Origin of the sequence: Bradyrhizobium sp. NC92, assembly GCF_025200865.1 — a bacterium.
GTDB lineage: Bacteria > Pseudomonadota > Alphaproteobacteria > Rhizobiales > Xanthobacteraceae > Bradyrhizobium.
Map to the genome: position 1 here is coordinate 7,382,769 of NZ_CP104171.1, position 18,815 is coordinate 7,401,583.

The following is an 18,815-nucleotide window of genomic DNA, read 5'->3' on the forward strand; positions in this document are numbered from 1 at the left end:
TCCCTAGCTCGCAATACAGGCACGCGCGTTCGGCAAAAGCCGCGCTCGAAACGCAGCCGTCAGCGCCGGTAATAGCTGCACAGCATCATGAACGATCGCGATGTGGGCGAAGTCAAAGATCGGCGCGTTCTTGTCAGTATTGATGGCGACGATCAGATCGGCGCCCTCGATACCGACCCGATGTTGGATTGCTCCGGAAATGCCAGCTGCGATATAGAGCTTTGGCCGGATGGTCTTTCCTGTCTGCCCGATCTGTCGGTCAGAGGTAACCCAACCCCTTTGTACCAAAGGACGCGAGCAACCGTACTCCGCTCCCAGGGCTGCTGCGAGTTGGCGTACAAAGTGAAAGTTCTCTGGCGATCCCAGCCCCAAACCTCCGGCAACCACCGCATCGGCATAGGCCAGATTAGACGTTTCGGAATCGCGGTCCGGAACGAACGAGAGCACCTTGGTAACGATATCATCCTCAATGAGACCAAGTGGATGAATAATAATGCGAGCGGCATCGCGAATGACACGATCGGGCATTGGCATGACGCGCGGTCGGACGGTTGCCATTTGGGGCCGGTAGTTCAAAGTGTAGATCGTGCAAAGCAGTGAGCCGCCGAAAGTCGGACGTGTAGCCGCAAGCGAGCCATCCGCGTCAACGTCAAGAGCCGTGCAGTCGGCGGTCAGACCCGTCAGCAGCGTTGTCGCCACAGAACCGGCGAGATCGCGGCCAAGTGTAGTGGCGCCCAACAGCAAGATTTCGGGCTTGTACTTGTTGACCAGTTCCGTTAGCGCCTTGGTGTAGGATTCGTTGCGATATTCCGATAGCACATTGTCGGCCACGAGATATGTCAGATCGGCGCCGTAGCAGAAGGATTCAAGAGCGGCGTTGCGCGTGGCCTCACCTTCTGAGCCGATTACCACGGCTGCAAGGTCAACCTTCAGCTTGTCAGCAAGTCTGCGGCCCGCTCCCATAAGCTCCCAGGAAACGGGGTGTACCTGTCCGCGCTCCTGCTCGATGAAAACCCAGACATGCTTATAGGCCTTAAAGTGCTCCGGCAGCTCTCGTTTGGCTGCAGCCCGGCCGGACCCGGCCGGCACCACCGGATTGGTAAGGTTGGTCATACCCTTGGATCCCCTCAGAACCTGCGCACCTTAGGCGCAAATCGCTTTCCAGCGTGAGTTGACTGTCGAAGAAGGCTCGGATCTGCAACTGGCGTGTTGCTGGCGGGGCCCCGTCAGCCCTTACCTTGATAATGCGAGCCGATGGTACAAAGAGACGCTTGACCATGGCCCACATGCCGCCCAGGACCCTTGGTTAAGACGTTCTCCACGCTGGCCTCCTGCGCGATTCCTCTACGGGTAGCTCCGGCGCCGCCGGCAGCGCACCGGCCATTGCACCGCAATGATTCTTGCTCGTTCCTTCCGGCACTGTCGACCAGGCAGATCCGTTCCTTGTGCGGCACGTACAGTCCGGCCTTGGCGTTGTAGTCGGGATTGAACAAGTCATGCAATTCGTGCGCGGCCTCCAGCGCGAACACCTCGTACGGGCCTCTGCTCTTGGGCGGCCACGCTGGTGCAAATTGCTGCTGGCCATTGTGTGGACGCGGATCTGGGGGAACGCAAGCGATCGCCTGCATGCCGTGTCCAGATGTAGTGTTGACGCTTGAGCTAGCCATTGGCCGGCACCTTTCGGCCAAAGCCGGCCTCAACAACAATTACGTCAATCTCGAGCATGCCCGCGAGCGAGGCCCACATGATGGCCGCAAAAGCGGTGTACAACATAGGCGATGTCATTTGTTCTTCCTCAAACCTCATAACGACATGGGTGTGTTCGGCATCAATGACGCTGGTCCCAGGAGGACAGCAAATGTCGTACCAGCAAACGACACCATCAAATATCTGGTGGCGACGCAATGACTTGAGAGAACTTGATACTGACTATCAGCACGGTGAACATGACAACACCGGACATTGTGTGGTATCCGACAAGTACCGCGTTTGCCTACTGCTGCGGAGCCGATCTGGATGAACGCAACGGCCCGCGCAAGGACGGTCACGACAGGGGCAGAGCGACACAGGCCGAGAGGTCACTTCAGCTCATTCAACGGCACGAACGCTGCCGTCTTCTTGGGCTCTACGATCGCATCCTGCAGGACTTTGAACACACGTTGCTCAAGCGGTGAGGACGCTACGAAGTCGGCATAGGCTCGTTCCAGCATCGTCTTGCATCGAGCTGTGACCTCCGCCTCCGTCGCGTCGACGAACTGTTCCTTGCCGAGATATTGGCCCATGCGCCTTAAGATATGCAGGCGAGCAATATTGACGACCTTGGGATCGTAATCCACGCCAAGCAGCGCGAAAAACTCTTCCGCAGAGGACGCCTTGTTGAGCCGATCCAGGATGCCGGTTGTCATTGGCTTGTTGCTCATCGAAAACTCTCCTTTCGGTCAGGGCCGCGCACTTTCTGGTCGAAGCCGCGCTCAGCTTGATAATCGCGCTGCCCCAGTTGCACTCCCCTTATGTATGGCCAAACCGCTTGCAGAAAGTCTCTTAGCTACGGCAGTATGGCAATGATGGCGCGGACAGGCTCCGGCGTCAGGTGGTAGTGCGCGCAGATTTTCCGCAGGTGGCTCGTACTCGAGAGGACAGTCACCCGACATGTTGGTCCTGCCCGTGACGGATCGACGAGCGTTTGCGAACGTCGCGCCAGATCGCGATCAACGTCTCGGGCTGAACCGGCCGCTTGTGCTCAACGGCATGCTTTCGTACCCGCGAAAGGATTTGTCTTGCCTCATCTGCGCTGGCCGCGAGCTTAAATTCATCAAGCAACGATGTGAGCGATGAAAGCCCTGAATGCTTGCCCATCACAAACCGGTTAGAGCGACCAAGCAGATGGGGATCAAGCGACTGATAGGTGCGTTTGTCCTTCAACAGGCCATCGACATGAATGCCGGATTCATGAGTGAACACATGTTCACCCACGATCGCTTTGTTCGGAGGAATCGCACGTGAAGCCGCAGCCGCGACCACCGCCGCGACATTCTCGAGCTCCGGCAGTCGGATACCGGTCTCGCATCCGTAGAGTTGTTTGAGTGCGACTGCGACCTCCTCTAGGGGCGCATTGCCTGCGCGCTCTCCCAGCCCGATCACTGTCACGGATGCGTGGTTCACGCCGCTATTGATGGCAGCAAGCGTGTTTGCGGTCGCGAGCCCGAGATCGTCGTGACCATGGAATTCGAGCTCAAGATCGGTGGCGGCACGCAAATGCCGGACCAGCGCGTGGGTGGAATCGGGATCTAGCACACCAAGCGTGTCGGCAATGCGAAAGCGACGGGCGCCCGCGGCCTTAGCCGTGGCGATCAGCTTGATGAGAAACTCAACATCGGCGCGAGATGAGTCCTCACCGCCGACCGCGACCTCTAGCCCTCGCTCACGGGCATAACCAACCACTCGCTTGATCTTTTCCAGCGCCAGTTCGCGGTTACCGCCAATCTTGGCCGCGATCTGAACATCGGAGGCTGGGGTCGAGATATTGACCATTGAAACGTTCGCCTCCTTCGCCGCGTCGACATCGGCTTCACGCATTCGGCACCATCCGATAGCGGTGAGCGGAAGACCCGCCTCCACAATTGCGCGAATCGCAGCGATCTCGTCCGAGCCCATTGCAGGCGTTCCCGCCTCGAGCTCAGTAACACCAGCTCGCGCCAGCGCCTGCGCGATCGCTAGCTTTTCCTCAACGGTGAACGCAACCCCCGGGGCCTGCTCGCCGTCGCGCAGTGTCGTGTCGTTGAGCACGATTGGCCTGGCCGTTGCCGTCTCGGACGATCGTTGAACAGCAGTGGCGGCAACGATCATGAGAAGCTCCTTGCTTGCTTTGTTTGACCAAGTACCGATTCAGCAATCCCGCATGCCAGCCGGCCGCGACTTCAACCGCTGTTTTACTGCCTCGCATCTAGCCTTGGAGACCCAATATTCTTCGCTACGAACAGATTGTTGTATCACATTATCATTGGTGCGCGGATCAATAGGCCGCACGGATGGATAGGCCAATCCTTGAACAGCTCGTGGTCCTGGGAGCGTCTCCTGCATCTACCGCAATCAGGAGAACGAGTTCTGCGGATTTCATGACAAGTCCTCGTCGATGAGCTCGTGGTGCTAACGTCCTGTTGGGTTCGCAATACCCTTTGCACTGCATGAGACCCGATCCGGCGCAAGCTAGCCGCTTAGGTGGTCTAACGTGCTGTAGATAGTAAGCGGTCGCAAACGCATATACTGCGCGATTTGCCAAAGCGTCATCTTCGGCAAAGCCCGCCAACGATTGCCCGCTTACGATTAAACGCTGTCGCGTCCACGGTAGCGTCACTTCGAGCGATCTCCTCGCACAGTGTTACGAGACATAGTCCGCAAGGCCGGAAGAAGCCACCCGGCGGATGCCTTGCTTTGCCGCAACCTTCGAGTTTTGTGCAGCCGTCGATGCTAGATATGCCAACGGACAATCCAAGGCGCGCGTCAGATAACCCTGTTGTCGATGGTCGGACTTGGCGCCCGCCGTAGAACGTCACGCCGGCGCTCTGCCATCCGGCTCTCGCCATCTTCAGCGCCAAAGCAGACGTTGAACTCGTTACACTGCGTGCACACAGGCGTGGTGCACATCACGAGGCCATCAGTCTCGCACAGCGCTCGATAGAAGAAGCGCTTCCATCGCATGTTGTTAATATTGCGTGCGGCGAGAGGCGCGAAATGACGGTTTAGCAAGCGGGAGAGTTCCTCGCGATCGCGCAATCCGAGATCTTCCCAGAGGTGGTTTGGCTCTATGGCACGACGTGCAACCATCGCAGCAAGCCATCCGCCAATGTTGCCTTCAGTCGATCGGTGCGCGAGCAGAAGATCACGAATCAGTGCGACCTCCTCGTCCTCCTGGCAGTTGAAATGGGACAGCTGCTTATCGGCTTTGATGTCGGTCGAAGGGAAGTAGTGCTCCAGCAGTGCTGCCAGCTCTTTGCCGGTCACGCCCGCCTTCTCGGCAACTGAACCACCATCCATCGTGGCAGCCGCCAGAATAGACGCTAGCGCATGGCGATCGAAACTGCTGTCGCTCGTAACATCGGCCTCTACAGGATACCTGCCGGTGAGCAGGCGATACGTCGTAATGGCGCGTGCTTGAGGGGGCGCCTCAGTGGCACAGGTCTGCGTAAAGGGAAAGAGTTGCGCTTCGAGCATGCTTGGCGAGTTTTTAACCGCTGTACGCCGCTTCATGTCTGATCACGCGCCTGGTTCAGCTCAGGCGCTTCTCAATCGAAATGCCGGTCCCCCTGAGGGAAGGGGGAAATAGGGAGACCGGCATCCGTCGCGCGCCCTTGCGAGGCCGCGACTCGCGGCCTTTACGAGGCCGCGAGCTCGGCGGCGGTCTTGCCGATGATAGATTCGTCAACCGCCTTCATGATTCCGTGCTCCATGAGCATATCCTCAAGCTCATCCATGGAGATAGGCGTCGGGATGATGCCCTTGCCGCCATTGTTATGGATCTTGGTCGCCAGATTGCGATAGTGATCGGCCTGCTCGCTGTCGGGCGCATATTCCAGCACGGTCATGCGGCGTAGTTCCGCATGCTGTACGACGTTGTCCCGCGGCACGAAGTAGATCAGCTGGGTCCCGAGCTTCTTGGCCAGCGCCTCAGCCAGTTCCAACTCCTTATCGGTCTGCCGCTCGTTGCAGATCAGACCGCCGAGCCGCACGCCGCCAGAGTTGGCGTACTTCAGGATGCCTTTGGAGATGTTGTTGGCGGCATACATCGCCATCATCTCACCGGACATCACGACATAAATCTCCTGTGCCTTGTTCTCGCGGATTGGCATCGCAAAACCGCCGCAGACAACGTCGCCGAGCACGTCGTAGGAGACGTAATCGATATTCTCATATGCGCCATTCTCCTCCAGGAAATTGATCGAGGTGATGACACCGCGCCCAGCGCAGCCGACACCAGGCTCGGGCCCGCCCGACTCCACGCAACGGATGTCCTTGTAGCCGATCTTCATCACGTCCTCGAGTTCGAGGTCTTCTACGCTGCCAGCGTTCGCTGCAAGGCTTAAGATGGTGTCCTGCGCCTTCGCGTGCAGGATCAGGCGGGTCGAATCCGCCTTAGGATCGCAGCCTACGATCAGGATTCTGTGACCCATCTCCGCCAGCGCAGCCAGCGTGTTTTGCGAAGTGGTCGACTTTCCGATGCCACCTTTTCCGTAGAATGCGATTTGTCTCAGTGAAGTCATGTGTGCTCTCCATCATCCGGTTTGCCAAAGTTGCGCGCTGTTGGGCGCGCGAGCTTGTTTCTCTCACAGAAACTGGGCACACGGGGGGAAGGAGAGCATCGCTCGTCTTGCGCGTCTGCGTGCACTCAGCCCTCGCTCAGTGTTGCACCATCCTGGTTTGCAATCACCGTGCCAGCGCTCGTTTTTCCTTCTCAAGCATCTGTTTTCGTTTTGAAAGCCCCGACGACCCTTTGAACTGCACCAGGTGTTTTGAACGCGACACGACTCCCTCCTGTCAGACACCGAACAAGAATTGGCATCACGCATGGCCCCTTCCTGACGTGCGGTTCGCTCGGATGTGGAACGGGAATTGCCGCTCGTTTTGCAAGCGGGTCCTCGCGGACGTGAGGAGCGACAATGCCTGTCGGGTTGCGATCGCCAGCGATTGATCGGATAGAGGTATTGGCGGCCGAGAAGGACCGAGATCCTCTGCGCAAGTCCGAACTTTGAAGCGCAGATCAGACGAAACGTGGAGACGAATGAGGATTCGGGAAGACGCACCACGCTTCACAGCGGCGATCCTCATGCATCGTGACAAAACACTCCGTGCCACGAGCCGCGAGATTTGATTGGCATCAAACTGCTTGCCATCTCTCTGTGTCACACAAGTATCGCGCGACTCCTCGCGCTAGATTGGGAATGGAGAATTCGATGAGAACAAAAACAATGCTGATGACCGCAGCGCCTGTCGTGGTGGCTGCGGCGCTCGGTGGAGGCATCATGCCGGTACAAGCTGCTGATCTGGCGTCGGCGCCCCTCTATACCAAAGCGCCCCGTATCGAAGCTTTCAATCCCTGGATGATCCGCTTACGTGTACTCGGGGTTCTGCCAGACGCCGGGGCGAGCTCGGTCAATGTCGCAGGTGTCCCGTCCCTGTCCTCGCCGAACTCCACGCTCTCGATCAGCGATCAAATCGTACCGGAACTCGATATCACTTATTTCTTCACCAGGAACGTCGCTGCCGAACTCATTCTCGGCGTGACCAGGCATCACATCACAGGCACCAGAGCTCTCGATGGGCTCGATATCGGGAAAGCCTCGCTGTTGCCGCCGACGCTGACGCTGCAATATCACTTCACCGATTTCGGCGCTTTTAAGCCATACGTCGGCGCGGGCATCAATTACTCGGTATTCTTCAACCAATCCTCTGCCAATACGCGGTTCGCTGGTCTTGCCGTGACGGATCTGCATATTAGCAACCGGGTTGCCCCTGCGATCCAATTCGGCTTCGATTACATGGTCGATCGCCATTGGGGCCTCAACTTCGATGTGAAGAAGCTGTGGCTGAGACCGGATTATTCGGCAACTGTGAACAACACAATTCCAGTCACCGGACAGGCCAACATAGACCCATGGCTGGTGAGCGGCGGCATCACATACAGGTTCTGACACTCGTTTGATTTTCCGCGGGTCGAAACAGGTTTGGATCAAGCGTCGAGCGCGAGGACGATTCAAAGAACCGTCATCTCGCTCGACTACAGAGACCCGAGCCCGTTCCGTTCGCATCTGGGGCGACACATTGTGGGCATCAGTATGAGGTGACGGACGCGACTAACACGAGTGATCAGCCACTTTTTGCGTCGCGGAACGCCCTTGGCATCAAGGTCATCCAATGAACTGCTCGCTAGCGAGTGGACAGCGCCACCATGGGACCTAAACCTCAAAGCATCTTTCCTCAGCGCACGCACACCTGACATGATGCTGCCCCATGCCACTGTCGATTGCGCAGGCACCCGAGAGGCTGGCGCCGCAATCATTGGCCTCGCTGGCGAGAACAGTTACGTGATACCCTACGCGTTTGAAATGGCGTCGCCCATGAGGGCCTCAACGCTTGACCTCAACGTTTGATCCTACCGTCACGACCTTCTAGTCCTTCTTGGTTTACTCCACCATCCACCCTCTTCTTGCAAGCTCCGCAGGGTCGAGCGCGATGCTCGCTCATGTACCGATTCGCCTCGACCTTCCAACGTGCAAATGCCAATCACCGTCGGGTTCGCGACAGCAACGTCTTGTCTTTGTTGCCGGTGACGAGCATCGTGACGCATTCAACATTGGTGCACCGGCGGCTCGCCGATGTCATCGACCTGCGAAAGACCAAAGGTCCTGACGCCACTCCGCTCGGCATGCATCGGCTCGACAGAGCAACACGTCAATCTCGTAGCCAGCCTCGGCATTGATGATCTTTCGTTGACGCCAGTGCTGTCGTTTGCTGCCTGAGGGCATCAACAGCGGCCCGGGTCAGGCAAAAAAGACCACGGCCATGGGCCAGTGGCCGATAAGCAGAGCTGGCACGGGCGTTGAGGACGTGAAACCATTGATCGGGCGTGAGCCTCGGTGGGCGCTCGCTGATTTGGAGCACGCTACCATTCGGGGCGAAGCGGACGTGAATGATGATCTGCGGATTCATATCGTTCCCATTTTTTGCCAAGCTTATAACCGGAGCCCGAAGCTAAAGAGCTAGTTGCGGCGTGCTCATTTTCGACCTCTTTCAAGTGGACGCGCGCGACGACTTGGTCCGCGCGCTGGGATTGCTGTGGAGCTTTTTTCGTTGCGGGGCCTGGTGACTCTCGGGGACTGCGACGAACTATGGCAGCAGTTCATCGGCCCGCTCCTTTGCTTGCGCGAAATTGCAATCCCCGCGCCAGTCAGTGCCGCAACAACGGATGTGCCTGCGTGACCTCGACTACCCTTTGCGCAAGGGCGCCCCATGTAGTGGGATGATAAGCGGCTCAATTGCGCCCTGCCGCTGCAGCCTGCCGACTACGATGGAGGTGCGCTCATCCGGACGGCGCGCGCGATGGCGACACAAGCCAAGTACCAGATCGACGTCGCCCGTCACCACCCGCTCCGCCTCCGCCGCGGCTCAGGTCCAGCGCTTGGACAACGTCGAGGACCGCGAGGTCGTCGCAGCGACCGAAGAATTCGTTCTTGTCTTTCGAATCGCCTCGGTAGACTCAGCCAAGAGCGGCACCCGATTGAGTTGCGCGACCGCGCGCAGCCCAGACCATGGTGCCCGGTAGCCATTGGGACCCGCGGTAATCGCCGGTGTCTTGTCCGCGATACGTTCTTCGGCATTCGCCGTAGCCAACGTTCGCGCCAACAGTCGCAAACAACGCCCGTCCACCCGCGAGACTGACGGCATAGATCGTCTCCCGACACGTAGGGCACGCTTGGCCGAGCCCGACCGAGCGCCCTCAGCGCAAGCAGAAGTCAAATGGCGCCGCTCGGAACCGCAACAGCATATTTGCGGCTAAAATAGGCGGCAAACGCTCGTTCGAATGGCTCAGCAGTCGGCCCATTGGCAATTCGCTGCCACCACAATGCTGCTCGACAGCAGAGAGCGCGCCGACAGTGATGTGCGTCATCGACGATATCCGATGTGGGGTCCAATGCCGGTCATCGCCCAATATTCCTTCTCGCAAGCACCAATCCGGTCGCCCGCGCCTGGTCGGCCGTAATCAGGATGCACTGGTCGGATCCATCGATCAGATGCAGATCGAACCACGCAAGACGCCGGAATGGCTCCTCCGTGACATCCGACGAATCACATAGAACCCAGGTGAGCTGCGGAAAGCGGCGCCTTAGGTCGGCAACCGCGCTAGTACCCCCCTCAGTTGTTGCTAGCAGGCGTTCGATCTCGATCAACTGCTCTGTGGGAGTGCCAATGTGGCTCCTACAGGACTGTTCCAACGAGCATCACTGCCAGAAGAGCCGCTCAGGGTCCGTGTTCAACTCGTCGATCGCCGACGCCAATCTGTGGTACATGCTGTAAAACTCCCATATTCCCCGTGCATGGTTCTTGAAAAACAGTTTCCAAGTCCGGCTCACGGTGTCGTAGCGAAATACAGCGACATCAATCAGGCCGCCGTCTCTGTCGATAGTGCGCGAGCAGCAGGGACTCTCGATAAGATAACCAGCCTTGACCGGAGTCACGTTAGGCGAGACGTACCGATAGTACTTGCGCGAGAGCAAGGCACGCTCAATCCTCTTGCGATCGAGCTCGTTCGGATGAGCGATCACCCCGACTGGCACCTTTCTCGTAACTTTCATCGCGAGAACCTTCCCTCACACGACGGTAATTTCCTCTTCAAGACAACCGACGACCAGCGGCTCATCGAAATCGACGAGATAGATGGGCACGCTCACTTCAGTATGCATCAAGACCCGGATAATCTTGCCGATCGCGCCGGCGCGGACTAGGATTCCATCAGGCGGTGCGTTGGCCACTGAGCCGTCGTTAATAACATCCACAGCGGTTCTAACGCGCTGGCCGGCTCGATATTTGGGAACGCGCGACTCCATCATGATACAGCCTCTTCTGGCCAAGGCGGATCATCCATCTCTTCGCACGCGCCGATCCGATCGAGCTCTTTGCGCTTCATGCCAACACGGTTGCCGCTTTCAACAAATTCGACGCCGTAGATATAGAATTGCTGCAGGAACGTGCCGATTGAAATGACGCAACCAACGTCTCCCTTCTTGGCCAAAATGTCTCCAATCTCCTTGCCGTGAAAAGTGCCGTCATTGCGAATGGTGAGGCGGGCTCGCACCTTTTCGCCAAAGCTGAAGGCCGGCGGCCCGCTTAGCTCGACCACATCACTGTCCCGAACGATATTGTTCATGCACCATTCCTCCGCGACCTGCACGGCGGAAAGCCGCGAGTGCGGGTGATCTCTTGCTCCCTACTGTCCTCACGCTCGATGTCACATATCAACTCGTCAGCCGCGATCCGTTCCGCCACTTCGTAGCGAACACGCCGACAAGGATTGTTCACCATCATGCGCCGAGCCTCGATTTCCTCATCATTCAGCAGTAGACTGAGCCGTCGCGGCGAGATGCGCTGCGCCACGTTTACGCGGGTCCTTGATAACGCGGCAATGTCGTGTCGACGACGCAGGTGTTTTCGACCGGACAGACTGCGACGCACTGCGGCTCGTCAAAATAGCCGAGGCATTCGGTGCACTTCTTTGCCTCAATAACGAACGTTCCAGCTTTCTCGGAAATTGCAACGTTCGGGCATAAGGGCTCACAAGCCGAGCAGCCCGTACACTGTGATGAGATGATCTTGAATGGCATTGGTACCACCTCCTAAGCCGCCGAGATCAGCGACCCTTGCCGGATCGCGCCGTCACCGCGCTGGACGTGCTGGATCTCTCCGCTTTTCACCTTATCGAGGTAGGACCTGAACCAGGCGATCGCCGATTTCTCAATGAACTCATGCGCGTATTGATCGACCGGCTCGATCCCAGCGTTGATCAGATTCTTTCTTGGACAGCCGCCGATCTTGGCCACGAATACAGCATGGCAGTCATTGATGGCACGGATGATGCTCGCCAGCCGATCGTCTTCGGCATATCCGCCCTGGCAATAAAGGTCGACACGGCGGTGGCCGACGAATTTGACACCGGACGTCGAGAGTTCGTATATTTGAAACTCCCTGGCGTGCCCAAAATGCTCATTGATCAGTCCTGAGCCTTTGGTTGCCACCGCAGCGAGAAGCTTGATCTCGCTCATCTCGCCAGCGATTGTTGCTAGCTCCTCCTGCCTGGCTGCAATCTTCGCCTTACGCTCATCTTCGACTTTGGCGTGATAAGCCTTGCGGGTCTTGAGGTCGTATTCAACGTCCATGGCTATGATCTTCTCGGTGGTGAACTCAGCGCTACGATCGTCTCCGAGAAGGCCGATTGCGTCAGCGCGGCACTGGCGGCAATGCCGCATCATGTTTATCTGGCCTTCGCAAGCATCTTGCAGCGCCTTCAGTTCCTGCGCGGTCGGGCCTCGCTGCCCGTTGAGGCCGAATGCGGTGCCGTGTTCGGGCGCCGAGATCAGCGGCATGATATTATGCAGGAAGGCGCCGCGCGACTTGACCGCCCTATTGACGTCGATCAGGTGTTGGTCGTTGATGCCAGGGATCATCACCGAATTAATCTTGCACAGGATGCCCCGGTCCGAGAGCATCTCGAGGCCTTGCAATTGGCGATTGGTAAGTATTCTTGCAGCTTCGATGCCGGTGTAGCGCTTATGGTTAAAGAAGATCCACGGGTATATCCTGGCACCGATTTCGGGATCGATCATATTGATGGTGATGGTCACGTGGTCGATTTTGTGCCGGGATATGGTGTCGACGTGATCAGGCAAGTCCAGTCCGTTTGTTGATAGGCACAACTTGATGTCGGGCGCTGCCGCGGCGACGAGTTCGAAAGTCTTGAATGTCTTTTTCGGATTGGCCAAGGAATCGCCGGGACCGGCGATTCCGAGCACACTCAGCTGTGGAATGCTCGTGGCGACCGCGATCAGCTTTCTGGCCGCCTGCTCAGGAGTCAGCTTCTCGCTAACTACGCCTGGACGCGACTCGTTGGCGCAGTCGTATTTGCGATTGCAGTAGTTGCACTGAATATTGCAAGCGGGCGCCACAGCGGCATGCATGCGAGCGTAATGATGATGCGCTTCTTCGCTGTAGCAGGGATGGTTCTTAATCTTATCCCAGATTTCCGACGGAAGATCGCTTTCGCTAGCCTGTGACCCGCAGCTCTGTTTGCCGTTGCTCGAAGAGCTTCGGCACCCTTTGTAGTCGGCGTTGGCTCGCATCTTGCCGCCAGCTTCCCCAGCTTTGACATTTTCCTCGCGTTCGGCAACAGCGTTCATATTCAGCTCCCTCCTGCTCGCTGAGTCGGTTTGGGAGGACGACGCGTCCTCCCGAGCGACCACTTGAGGGAATGAGCAACTCGCGTGCCATCGCGCAGACGATGGTATTTCGGTCTATGTTAATGAGTTAGCCGGAGCGATCCACTTCGTTGTGCACGCGCCGCGATGACGCCCATGTCCGAAACGCGACAGTTGTCGCAATGTCGACCGAGAGACGCAAATGTTTGCGTTCTCATCTCCACCTACTGATCTCACGAGGGCTCCTCCTCACCCGCGCCGATCCTAGCGGTGCGACCTCCTGTGTCGCACCGGGGTGGGCGGCACGCTTTACGCCGCTACTTGGCGAGCAATATCTCCATTGCATGCGGAAGCATCATCGCGAGCGGCGTTAGACGTTGCTCAACCAGAAAGCAGAGCTCGTTGCCCGAGAGAACTTGCGGATCGACGATCGCGTAATGGACGCCGGCGGAGCGCTTGGTGATCTGCCGCGCATAGGTACGCATTAGCTGGTCGTTGAAGCGACAGCCGATGAAGAGAAAGCTCCGTCCGGCCCGCCTATCCTTGATCATATCGGGAATCGGAGTCTGGATGTCGATTTCCGTCAACACCTCGACATAATCAGCGTCAGTGACCAGGAAGTTCTTGGCCGGCACTACGCTGCCATGCGGCTTGTACAGCACAGTAGACCAATGGGCTGCCAAGGCATGATTAACCTCTTGGCCCGCCGAATCGTAAAAGCGGTACCAACGATCGTCGTGACTGCCGGATCGAGTTATGCCCTGGACCTCACCCCATCCGCTACGCTTACCGAGCGCCGCGCGCATGGCACCGTCATACCAAGAGTCAACTATTATCGGCAGGGGCAGGCTCGCAAGATGATGATGCAACGGTGTTGGATCGGCCGGCAGAGAGAACGCCTGCACCATCAATGCCGTCACGGTTGAACGATGCTTGTTGCTCTCGACATACTGCGCCGACGCCCAGGCGTTGCCCTTGGCCCGGCGCGGTAGCGCAACATTGCTGGCGAAAAAATCAGCCAAAGCCTCAGGCGTCATAGGCGCCTCGGGACGTGACAACTCGGCGATGCCTGGCCCAAGATACGGAACGATGCTGCCGGCTCTCATTCTAGCCGCAAGATCAGTGAGAATGGCCTTCGCGTCGGCAGCATTCGCGAACTCGATTTGCGGCATCGTCTTCATCGATCGTCCCTGTCTTCTCCACGCTTCTTGGCATTGATTGTGATCGGCAGTGGCGTGTCGCTCGCCATTTCAGGCAGATCGAGGACCCAGCCGTTGGCTATCCTGATCCAGCCGCCCCAAAGCCTCTCATGCTCGGATTCCACGATCGGCTCCTCGAGATCTTTCTTTGGCACGTAAATCGAAAGGCCAGCGTCGGGGGAGCGCCGAATCATTATTTTCATGAGCTTAAGTTCCTGAAACGCGATGCATTCTGGGCGCTTTCGCACGCTCGCCGCAATTCGGCGCGTAAGTAGGCCACAATGTCCGACACTACAGCGACGACCTGGTCGACCTCTTCGACGGTTGTCTCACGCGATAGAGACAGCCGAACCCCGCCGTGCAGGCTTTTCGCCGGCACCCCCATGGCGCGCATGACATGCGTCGGCTCCATCGAGCGGGAGCCGCAGGCCGATCCGAGCGAAGCGGCTATTCCAGCCCGACTGAGGTGATGGACAATTGCTTCGCCTTCGAGATGTTCAAACGCGATGTTCGTCGTGTTTGATAGCCGGTTGCTGATATCGCCAAGCGCCATGCAGTCCCCGTTTTGCAAAATTCCCTGCTCAAGACGGTCGCGCAATGCGCCAATGCGAACGCACTCCAGTCCGAGCCGCTCCGCCGCAAGCTCTGCCGCTTTTCCAAGGCCGACGATGCCCGGGATGTTCTCCGTTCCGCCGCGGCGCCGTCGTTCCTGTGATCCGCCCCAGATCAGCGGCCTGAATTTTGTGCCTTTTCGCAAATAGAGCGCACCAATTCCCTTGGGACCATGAAGTTTGTGCGCGGAGAGCGACAGCATGTCGATCGCGCTGTCCTTCAAGGCGATAGGCAGTTTGCCGACGGCCTGCACCGCGTCTGTATGAAACAGCGCGCCCGCCTCACGCGTTAACCCGGCTAGAAACTCGACAGGAAAAATCGTTCCGGTCTCGTTGTTGGCCCACATGACAGACGCAAGCGCTGTGCGTGGCCCGAGCGCGCGTCGAAACGCGTCGATGTCGAGCCGGCCGCGCGAATCTACTGGAATCACGTGCGTCTTGACGTTCATTATCGCCAATTGCTTGATCAGCGTAAGGATGGCGGAATGCTCGACGGAGGTGGTGACAATCTCATCGCGCCCGTCCTGGGTGGCGAGCGACGAAAGGAGTGCGGTGTTATTGGCCTCGCTCCCACCGGAGGTAAAGACGATTTCGTGATCGTATTCAGCCCCTAACAATGCCTGTAAGCTGCAGCGCGCCTGCTCCACGGCGCCCGCGACCTCTCTGCCAAAGGCATGGGCGGAGGAGGCATTGCCAAACAGCTCGGTGAAGAACGGCAACATTGCCTGCAGGACGGACGGGTCTGTCCGCGTCGTCGCATTATTGTCGAGATAAATCGGCAATGAATCCTCCCTCAATCCTGCATCTTGGTTTGCCCGGCGATCGACATCAGGCAAATGAATTCGCCGCAGCATTTCGACCCGGGGCCTGAATGCCCGCCAACGTCGCGCCAGGGTGCGCAAAGATCATGCAGGCGCCGGTCGGCCTGAGCATAACCGTGCTGCGGTCTATCTCGATCATCTGACAGTCGCCACCCTCTCGATCATCTGACAGTCGCCACCCTCGCGTTGCAGGTTCGCTTGATCTTCTCTCATGGCAGGAATAGCTGCTGCCGGTCGACCCCAGTGGCCGACGGTTGCTTCAGTTGTTTCTCGGCCTTCGCCCATGCTTCGACCCTCCCGTCATCAGCTGAAGGATTTTCCACAAGAGCAACTCAACTTTGCGTTTGGGTTGTCGAAGGTGAAGCCCGAGCCCTCCAGCGCCACCACGAAGTCGATCGTCGTGCCAATTAGATGCCGATAACTCTTGTTGTCGACGAACACCTTCAGCCCGTCACGCTCGATCATTGTGTCGTCCGGCTCAGCACGGGCGACAAGGCCCATTGTGTATTTGTACTCGGCGCAGCCGCCCGCCTCGACTGCGATCCGCAGCCCGCCCGCGGGAAACGCCGACGCTGAAATCGCGCTCTTGGCCGCATTCACTGCGCTATCGGTCAGATTGATCATGTTCACCCTCGTCTAGCTGTGCTCGCTTGAGCGGACTGGCAAGTGGCATGCCACTTCGCACGTGCATGGTATTGCTGTCTTCTTCCGACTCTCGCCTGTTGGATCCGGCACTCATGTCGAATTCCCGACAAGGATCCTTGGAGGGCTTCGCAACACGATCGCGCGGTTTCTTTAGAAACTAAGAGGAAAAACCGGCGCGCACGCGGCGGCAAGACATTTGCATTGGATTCGCACCGGCCAAGCCGCCGGTGAAGAGTTTAGATCGAGGACGATTTTGATGACTTCAATCGAGAACACCGCACTGGGCCGGCTTGAGAGGGAGGGACGCTTGTTCAACGCCGTACTCAAAGGCAGGACCACAAAGCCAGGTCGGTTCGGCTTTCGCGGCGACATCGCATTGAAATTCCAGGCCCAGGTGGCGGACGAGAAACGGCCGCCAGACTGTTCGATCGAGCAAGTGTTGACGATCGCGCAGGAAGGTGAAAGCACAATTCCGGTTCTGGCTGGCTATCTGCACTCGTTCGCCTATCTTTCTGACGTCGCAGATGTGCTTGATAGCGCGCTAACCCCGGACGGAAGCTACTTCATTTTCTGCAACAACATAGACCTGTTGGCGAAATATCGAACGACACTCGGTGATATCACCTTCCACGTTCTGCCGTGCGACGAGTCCACAGTCTGGAAAGAAATGATGGACCTGATTGGTATCGATAAGAACGACATCAAGCATCTAAACCCCGGCGGCAAGCTCGATTATCTGCTCGACGCGGCGAAGTCACTTCATATCGCCTATGAGCAGATCTCTTACGCGGTTGCACTGGAGAGAATGGGCCCCGTGAAAAACCGAAACGAGAACCGGCCAGTCTAAACACGGGCTTCAGAATCAGGTGAGGGTTCATCCTCGACAAGCCGCACGCCGACGATGCAGATGTCGCCATCAAGAACTGTCAGCGCCACGGGCCTAAGCTCTCTGCCCTTACATGGGCCTTCGACGCAACGGCCAGTGCCGAGCTCGAAGGTTGACCCGTGCTTCCCGCACATCAGCCGGACGCCATATGGATCGAGAAACTCGTTACGCTCCCAGTCCAGGTTGACGCGGTTGTGCGGACATTCGTTGACATAGCCAACTACCTTTTTGCCCCAGCGCACCACGACGATGGACAACGGTCTTCGGCTGCCGTCCTCATTGACGGTCATCAGATGGAAGCCAATCGCACGGCGGTTAGGAATGCCAGCAAACCGACAAATCGCATAGACGGTATTTGGCGAAATCGATTGCTCATTCATGACAAGGCTCGTCTTTATTGATCATCGCTTCAATCCGCCATGCAAGAACCCCTCCTTTTTTGGACAATCCACTGCGTGGGCATTCGTAAGTGCAATCTGATCCTGCGGATCGGGCCCGCGGTGGCGAAGGCCAAGATCCTGAGCGGTAGTCGCGACACGGCCGACCAAGAGTCTCGACGAATACTCGCCAACCTGCAGCGCTACACTTTTACGCGGACCGGTGTTCGAAGACGAAACCGAGCCAGTGTGCATGATCCACACTGGAGCCAGGATGAGGGCATGCTGCGCACGATACAAGTTGTGCTTGATGGAACGCTCGCACGGCGGGTCCATGTCGACCTCGATCCCCGGTCGAGCCCGCATGCCCCGAAGGGCGCCTATTCATCGCCGATACCTGAGTGTGCGACGCACTCCAAGAGCGGAGGAGCTTTTCGAAGGTGGCAACGCTTGCATCTGTCGCGTTCACCGCCCACGGAAAAACCGGCTTCGGCATTCCGGACCTCGGCGCCTAGGACGCCAACGCCCCGCGCGAGATACGCGGCCCATGCAACTGCTGAGGAACAAGCATCGGCAGATTGGAGCCGGCGGCGAGATGCAGGCTATCGACCGTGGTGCGTACATGGTGCCGTCACCATCGTTGCTGGAGGCGACGTCAACATCTTGATCATGCCGAAGCTGGGCCGCCCCAACATCGCCCACCAGACCATCAGGGGTGCGGCGGATCCATTGCCCGTCGGCCCGTTCCTCATCACTCGATGCGCCAGGCAGATTCTCACCCCGACCTGGCGGCCGCAACGGGCGAGAAATAGGCGAAGTCGCTGACCGAACCTGACACGAAGCCCTCAACGATCTGCTCCCATGTCCATGGGACGGCCACTCGATCCGGCCCCTCGGAAATCGTGGGCGATCGGCAACTCTCATTGCAAATCCGCGGGCCGACGACAACCATACCTGAAAACAAGTGGTCGGGATAAAGAACCCGACAGCAACTGATCTTGATGCGCCCTCTACACCGCCTCAGGTGCGGCCGAATCGTGGGTCTGGCAATTGGTGGGACACACCCTCGCACATGCACCGCAGCCGATGCATGCACCCTTGTCATTCATAACCATGATTTTCTTCTCAATCTCATCGTTCTCGTCGTCCTCGAGATCGACAAGTTCGCCTTCCTCGCTGATCCCCTTCAATGTCATAACATTGCGACCACAGACTTTGAAACAGCGGCCGCAGCCGATGCACTTCTTGGCATCAATTGAGTTCAAGTAGTTTGGCGTCCAGTCTCGACCACCACGTGTTACAGATGACATCATCCAG

At 57.9% G+C, this 18,815-nt stretch carries 22 protein-coding genes; 4 read left to right on the forward strand and 18 right to left on the reverse strand.

The genetic code is table 11. The annotated features are described in order from the left end of the window. Positions 1 to 3 precede the first annotated feature (3 nt). Together N2602_RS34250 and N2602_RS34255 are read right to left on the reverse strand one after the other, a co-directional pair. Positions 4 to 1,113 (reverse strand): electron transfer flavoprotein subunit alpha/FixB family protein, encoded by a 1,110-nt coding sequence (locus tag N2602_RS34250; RefSeq protein WP_260380854.1) that lies wholly within the window; start codon positions 1,111 to 1,113, stop codon positions 4 to 6. Between the two features lie 113 nt (positions 1,114 to 1,226). Continuing rightward, positions 1,227 to 1,628, reverse strand: a complete 402-nt coding sequence (locus N2602_RS34255; RefSeq protein ID WP_260380855.1) for a hypothetical protein — start codon at positions 1,626 to 1,628, stop codon at positions 1,227 to 1,229. A gap of 19 nt (positions 1,629 to 1,647) precedes the next feature. Between N2602_RS34255 and N2602_RS34260 the strand changes: the two genes are divergently transcribed. Next, positions 1,648 to 1,908, forward strand: a complete 261-nt coding sequence (locus tag N2602_RS34260) for a hypothetical protein (RefSeq protein WP_260380856.1) — start codon at positions 1,648 to 1,650, stop codon at positions 1,906 to 1,908. 170 nt (positions 1,909 to 2,078) lie between these two features. Here N2602_RS34260 and nifW read toward each other — a convergent pair whose 3' ends face one another. The 4 genes from nifW to nifH all read right to left on the reverse strand — a co-directional run bounded on the left by nifW (position 2,079) and on the right by nifH (position 6,257). After that, complete coding sequence (gene nifW / locus N2602_RS34265; protein ID WP_246732393.1) at positions 2,079 to 2,420, reverse strand: nitrogenase stabilizing/protective protein NifW; 342 nt, start codon at positions 2,418 to 2,420, stop codon at positions 2,079 to 2,081. 220 nt (positions 2,421 to 2,640) lie between these two features. Beyond that, positions 2,641 to 3,846, reverse strand: coding sequence for a homocitrate synthase (gene nifV / locus N2602_RS34270; RefSeq protein WP_260380857.1), 1,206 nt, complete (start codon positions 3,844 to 3,846; stop codon positions 2,641 to 2,643). A gap of 654 nt (positions 3,847 to 4,500) precedes the next feature. Beyond that, the gene (locus tag N2602_RS34275; protein ID WP_260380858.1) at positions 4,501 to 5,247 is read right to left on the reverse strand and encodes a nitrogen fixation protein NifQ; all 747 of its coding nucleotides are present in this window, start codon (positions 5,245 to 5,247) and stop codon (positions 4,501 to 4,503) included. Positions 5,248 to 5,372: 125 nt separating this feature from the next. Continuing rightward, a complete protein-coding gene (gene nifH, locus N2602_RS34280) occupies positions 5,373 to 6,257 on the reverse strand; it encodes a nitrogenase iron protein (protein ID WP_260380859.1) in 885 nt (294 codons plus the stop codon). A gap of 705 nt (positions 6,258 to 6,962) precedes the next feature. On the opposite strand from nifH, the gene N2602_RS34285 reads away from it, so the two are divergent. Together N2602_RS34285 and N2602_RS34290 are read left to right on the forward strand one after the other, a co-directional pair. Next, positions 6,963 to 7,685, forward strand: a complete 723-nt coding sequence (locus N2602_RS34285; protein ID WP_409241942.1) for an OmpW/AlkL family protein — start codon at positions 6,963 to 6,965, stop codon at positions 7,683 to 7,685. Between the two features lie 551 nt (positions 7,686 to 8,236). Next, positions 8,237 to 8,473 carry a hypothetical protein gene (locus tag N2602_RS34290; RefSeq protein ID WP_260383839.1) on the forward strand — a complete coding sequence of 79 codons (237 nt, stop codon included), beginning with the start codon at positions 8,237 to 8,239 and terminating at the stop codon, positions 8,471 to 8,473. Positions 8,474 to 9,506: 1,033 nt separating this feature from the next. On the opposite strand, the gene N2602_RS34300 is transcribed toward N2602_RS34290, so the two are convergent. The 10 genes from N2602_RS34300 to N2602_RS34350 all read right to left on the reverse strand — a co-directional run bounded on the left by N2602_RS34300 (position 9,507) and on the right by N2602_RS34350 (position 16,214). Next, positions 9,507 to 9,686: a DegT/DnrJ/EryC1/StrS family aminotransferase gene (locus N2602_RS34300; protein WP_409241868.1), complete on the reverse strand. Its 180-nt coding sequence runs from the start codon at positions 9,684 to 9,686 to the stop codon at positions 9,507 to 9,509. 306 nt (positions 9,687 to 9,992) lie between these two features. Beyond that, positions 9,993 to 10,346: a DUF3024 domain-containing protein gene (locus tag N2602_RS34310; protein WP_260380862.1), complete on the reverse strand. Its 354-nt coding sequence runs from the start codon at positions 10,344 to 10,346 to the stop codon at positions 9,993 to 9,995. 15 nt (positions 10,347 to 10,361) lie between these two features. After that, positions 10,362 to 10,601, reverse strand: a complete 240-nt coding sequence (locus N2602_RS34315; protein ID WP_260380863.1) for a nitrogen fixation protein NifZ — start codon at positions 10,599 to 10,601, stop codon at positions 10,362 to 10,364. Then, positions 10,598 to 10,918 (reverse strand): nitrogen fixation protein NifZ, encoded by a 321-nt coding sequence (locus N2602_RS34320; protein WP_260380864.1) that lies wholly within the window; start codon positions 10,916 to 10,918, stop codon positions 10,598 to 10,600. Before N2602_RS34320 ends, N2602_RS34315 begins: the two co-directional genes overlap by 4 nt. Before the next feature lie 229 nt (positions 10,919 to 11,147). After that, complete coding sequence (locus N2602_RS34325; protein WP_157286134.1) at positions 11,148 to 11,372, reverse strand: 4Fe-4S binding protein; 225 nt, start codon at positions 11,370 to 11,372, stop codon at positions 11,148 to 11,150. Between the two features lie 12 nt (positions 11,373 to 11,384). Then, a complete protein-coding gene (gene nifB, locus N2602_RS34330) occupies positions 11,385 to 12,884 on the reverse strand; it encodes a nitrogenase cofactor biosynthesis protein NifB (protein WP_409241943.1) in 1,500 nt (499 codons plus the stop codon). 392 nt (positions 12,885 to 13,276) lie between these two features. Beyond that, positions 13,277 to 14,140 carry an SIR2 family NAD-dependent protein deacylase gene (locus tag N2602_RS34335; protein ID WP_409241869.1) on the reverse strand — a complete coding sequence of 288 codons (864 nt, stop codon included), beginning with the start codon at positions 14,138 to 14,140 and terminating at the stop codon, positions 13,277 to 13,279. Next, positions 14,137 to 14,361 (reverse strand): putative nitrogen fixation protein NifT, encoded by a 225-nt coding sequence (nifT, locus tag N2602_RS34340; RefSeq protein ID WP_260380866.1) that lies wholly within the window; start codon positions 14,359 to 14,361, stop codon positions 14,137 to 14,139. Before nifT ends, N2602_RS34335 begins: the two co-directional genes overlap by 4 nt. Further along, positions 14,358 to 15,566 (reverse strand): cysteine desulfurase NifS, encoded by a 1,209-nt coding sequence (gene nifS / locus N2602_RS34345; RefSeq protein ID WP_260383783.1) that lies wholly within the window; start codon positions 15,564 to 15,566, stop codon positions 14,358 to 14,360. Before nifS ends, nifT begins: the two co-directional genes overlap by 4 nt. 327 nt (positions 15,567 to 15,893) lie before the next feature. Continuing rightward, positions 15,894 to 16,214, reverse strand: a complete 321-nt coding sequence (locus N2602_RS34350) for an iron-sulfur cluster assembly accessory protein (RefSeq protein WP_260380867.1) — start codon at positions 16,212 to 16,214, stop codon at positions 15,894 to 15,896. A 277-nt stretch (positions 16,215 to 16,491) separates the two neighbouring features. On the opposite strand from N2602_RS34350, the gene N2602_RS34355 reads away from it, so the two are divergent. Further along, positions 16,492 to 17,082, forward strand: coding sequence for a hypothetical protein (locus N2602_RS34355; RefSeq protein WP_260380868.1), 591 nt, complete (start codon positions 16,492 to 16,494; stop codon positions 17,080 to 17,082). On the opposite strand, the gene N2602_RS34360 is transcribed toward N2602_RS34355, so the two are convergent. Together N2602_RS34360 and fdxB are read right to left on the reverse strand one after the other, a co-directional pair. Then, a complete protein-coding gene (locus N2602_RS34360; RefSeq protein WP_409241870.1) occupies positions 17,079 to 17,501 on the reverse strand; it encodes a Rieske (2Fe-2S) protein in 423 nt (140 codons plus the stop codon). The two genes, N2602_RS34355 and N2602_RS34360, sit on opposite strands and share 4 nt — an antisense overlap. Positions 17,502 to 18,508: 1,007 nt before the next feature. After that, positions 18,509 to 18,808, reverse strand: a complete 300-nt coding sequence (fdxB, locus tag N2602_RS34365) for a ferredoxin III, nif-specific (RefSeq protein WP_260383785.1) — start codon at positions 18,806 to 18,808, stop codon at positions 18,509 to 18,511. Positions 18,809 to 18,815 lie beyond the last annotated feature (7 nt).

What these genes read in the sequence shown, in the direction of transcription:
- N2602_RS34290 (WP_260383839.1), top strand. Translation starts at nt 8,237, where the DNA reads ATGTACCGATTCGCCTCGACCTTCCAACGTGCAAATGCCAATCACCGT.
- N2602_RS34360 (WP_409241870.1), bottom strand. Translation starts at nt 17,501, where the DNA reads ATGAATGAGCAATCGATTTCGCCAAATACCGTCTATGCGATTTGTCGG.
- nifB (WP_409241943.1), bottom strand. Translation starts at nt 12,884, where the DNA reads ATGCGAGCCAACGCCGACTACAAAGGGTGCCGAAGCTCTTCGAGCAAC.
- N2602_RS34350 (WP_260380867.1), bottom strand. Translation starts at nt 16,214, where the DNA reads ATGATCAATCTGACCGATAGCGCAGTGAATGCGGCCAAGAGCGCGATT.
- N2602_RS34335 (WP_409241869.1), bottom strand. Translation starts at nt 14,140, where the DNA reads ATGAAGACGATGCCGCAAATCGAGTTCGCGAATGCTGCCGACGCGAAG.
- N2602_RS34325 (WP_157286134.1), bottom strand. Translation starts at nt 11,372, where the DNA reads ATGCCATTCAAGATCATCTCATCACAGTGTACGGGCTGCTCGGCTTGT.
- fdxB (WP_260383785.1), bottom strand. Translation starts at nt 18,808, where the DNA reads ATGTCATCTGTAACACGTGGTGGTCGAGACTGGACGCCAAACTACTTG.
- N2602_RS34355 (WP_260380868.1), top strand. Translation starts at nt 16,492, where the DNA reads ATGACTTCAATCGAGAACACCGCACTGGGCCGGCTTGAGAGGGAGGGA.
- N2602_RS34285 (WP_409241942.1), top strand. Translation starts at nt 6,963, where the DNA reads ATGCTGATGACCGCAGCGCCTGTCGTGGTGGCTGCGGCGCTCGGTGGA.
- nifT (WP_260380866.1), bottom strand. Translation starts at nt 14,361, where the DNA reads ATGAAAATAATGATTCGGCGCTCCCCCGACGCTGGCCTTTCGATTTAC.
- N2602_RS34255 (WP_260380855.1), bottom strand. Translation starts at nt 1,628, where the DNA reads ATGCAGGCGATCGCTTGCGTTCCCCCAGATCCGCGTCCACACAATGGC.
- nifV (WP_260380857.1), bottom strand. Translation starts at nt 3,846, where the DNA reads ATGATCGTTGCCGCCACTGCTGTTCAACGATCGTCCGAGACGGCAACG.
- nifW (WP_246732393.1), bottom strand. Translation starts at nt 2,420, where the DNA reads ATGAGCAACAAGCCAATGACAACCGGCATCCTGGATCGGCTCAACAAG.
- N2602_RS34320 (WP_260380864.1), bottom strand. Translation starts at nt 10,918, where the DNA reads ATGAACAATATCGTTCGGGACAGTGATGTGGTCGAGCTAAGCGGGCCG.
- N2602_RS34315 (WP_260380863.1), bottom strand. Translation starts at nt 10,601, where the DNA reads ATGATGGAGTCGCGCGTTCCCAAATATCGAGCCGGCCAGCGCGTTAGA.
- N2602_RS34275 (WP_260380858.1), bottom strand. Translation starts at nt 5,247, where the DNA reads ATGAAGCGGCGTACAGCGGTTAAAAACTCGCCAAGCATGCTCGAAGCG.
- N2602_RS34250 (WP_260380854.1), bottom strand. Translation starts at nt 1,113, where the DNA reads ATGACCAACCTTACCAATCCGGTGGTGCCGGCCGGGTCCGGCCGGGCT.
- nifH (WP_260380859.1), bottom strand. Translation starts at nt 6,257, where the DNA reads ATGACTTCACTGAGACAAATCGCATTCTACGGAAAAGGTGGCATCGGA.
- N2602_RS34310 (WP_260380862.1), bottom strand. Translation starts at nt 10,346, where the DNA reads ATGAAAGTTACGAGAAAGGTGCCAGTCGGGGTGATCGCTCATCCGAAC.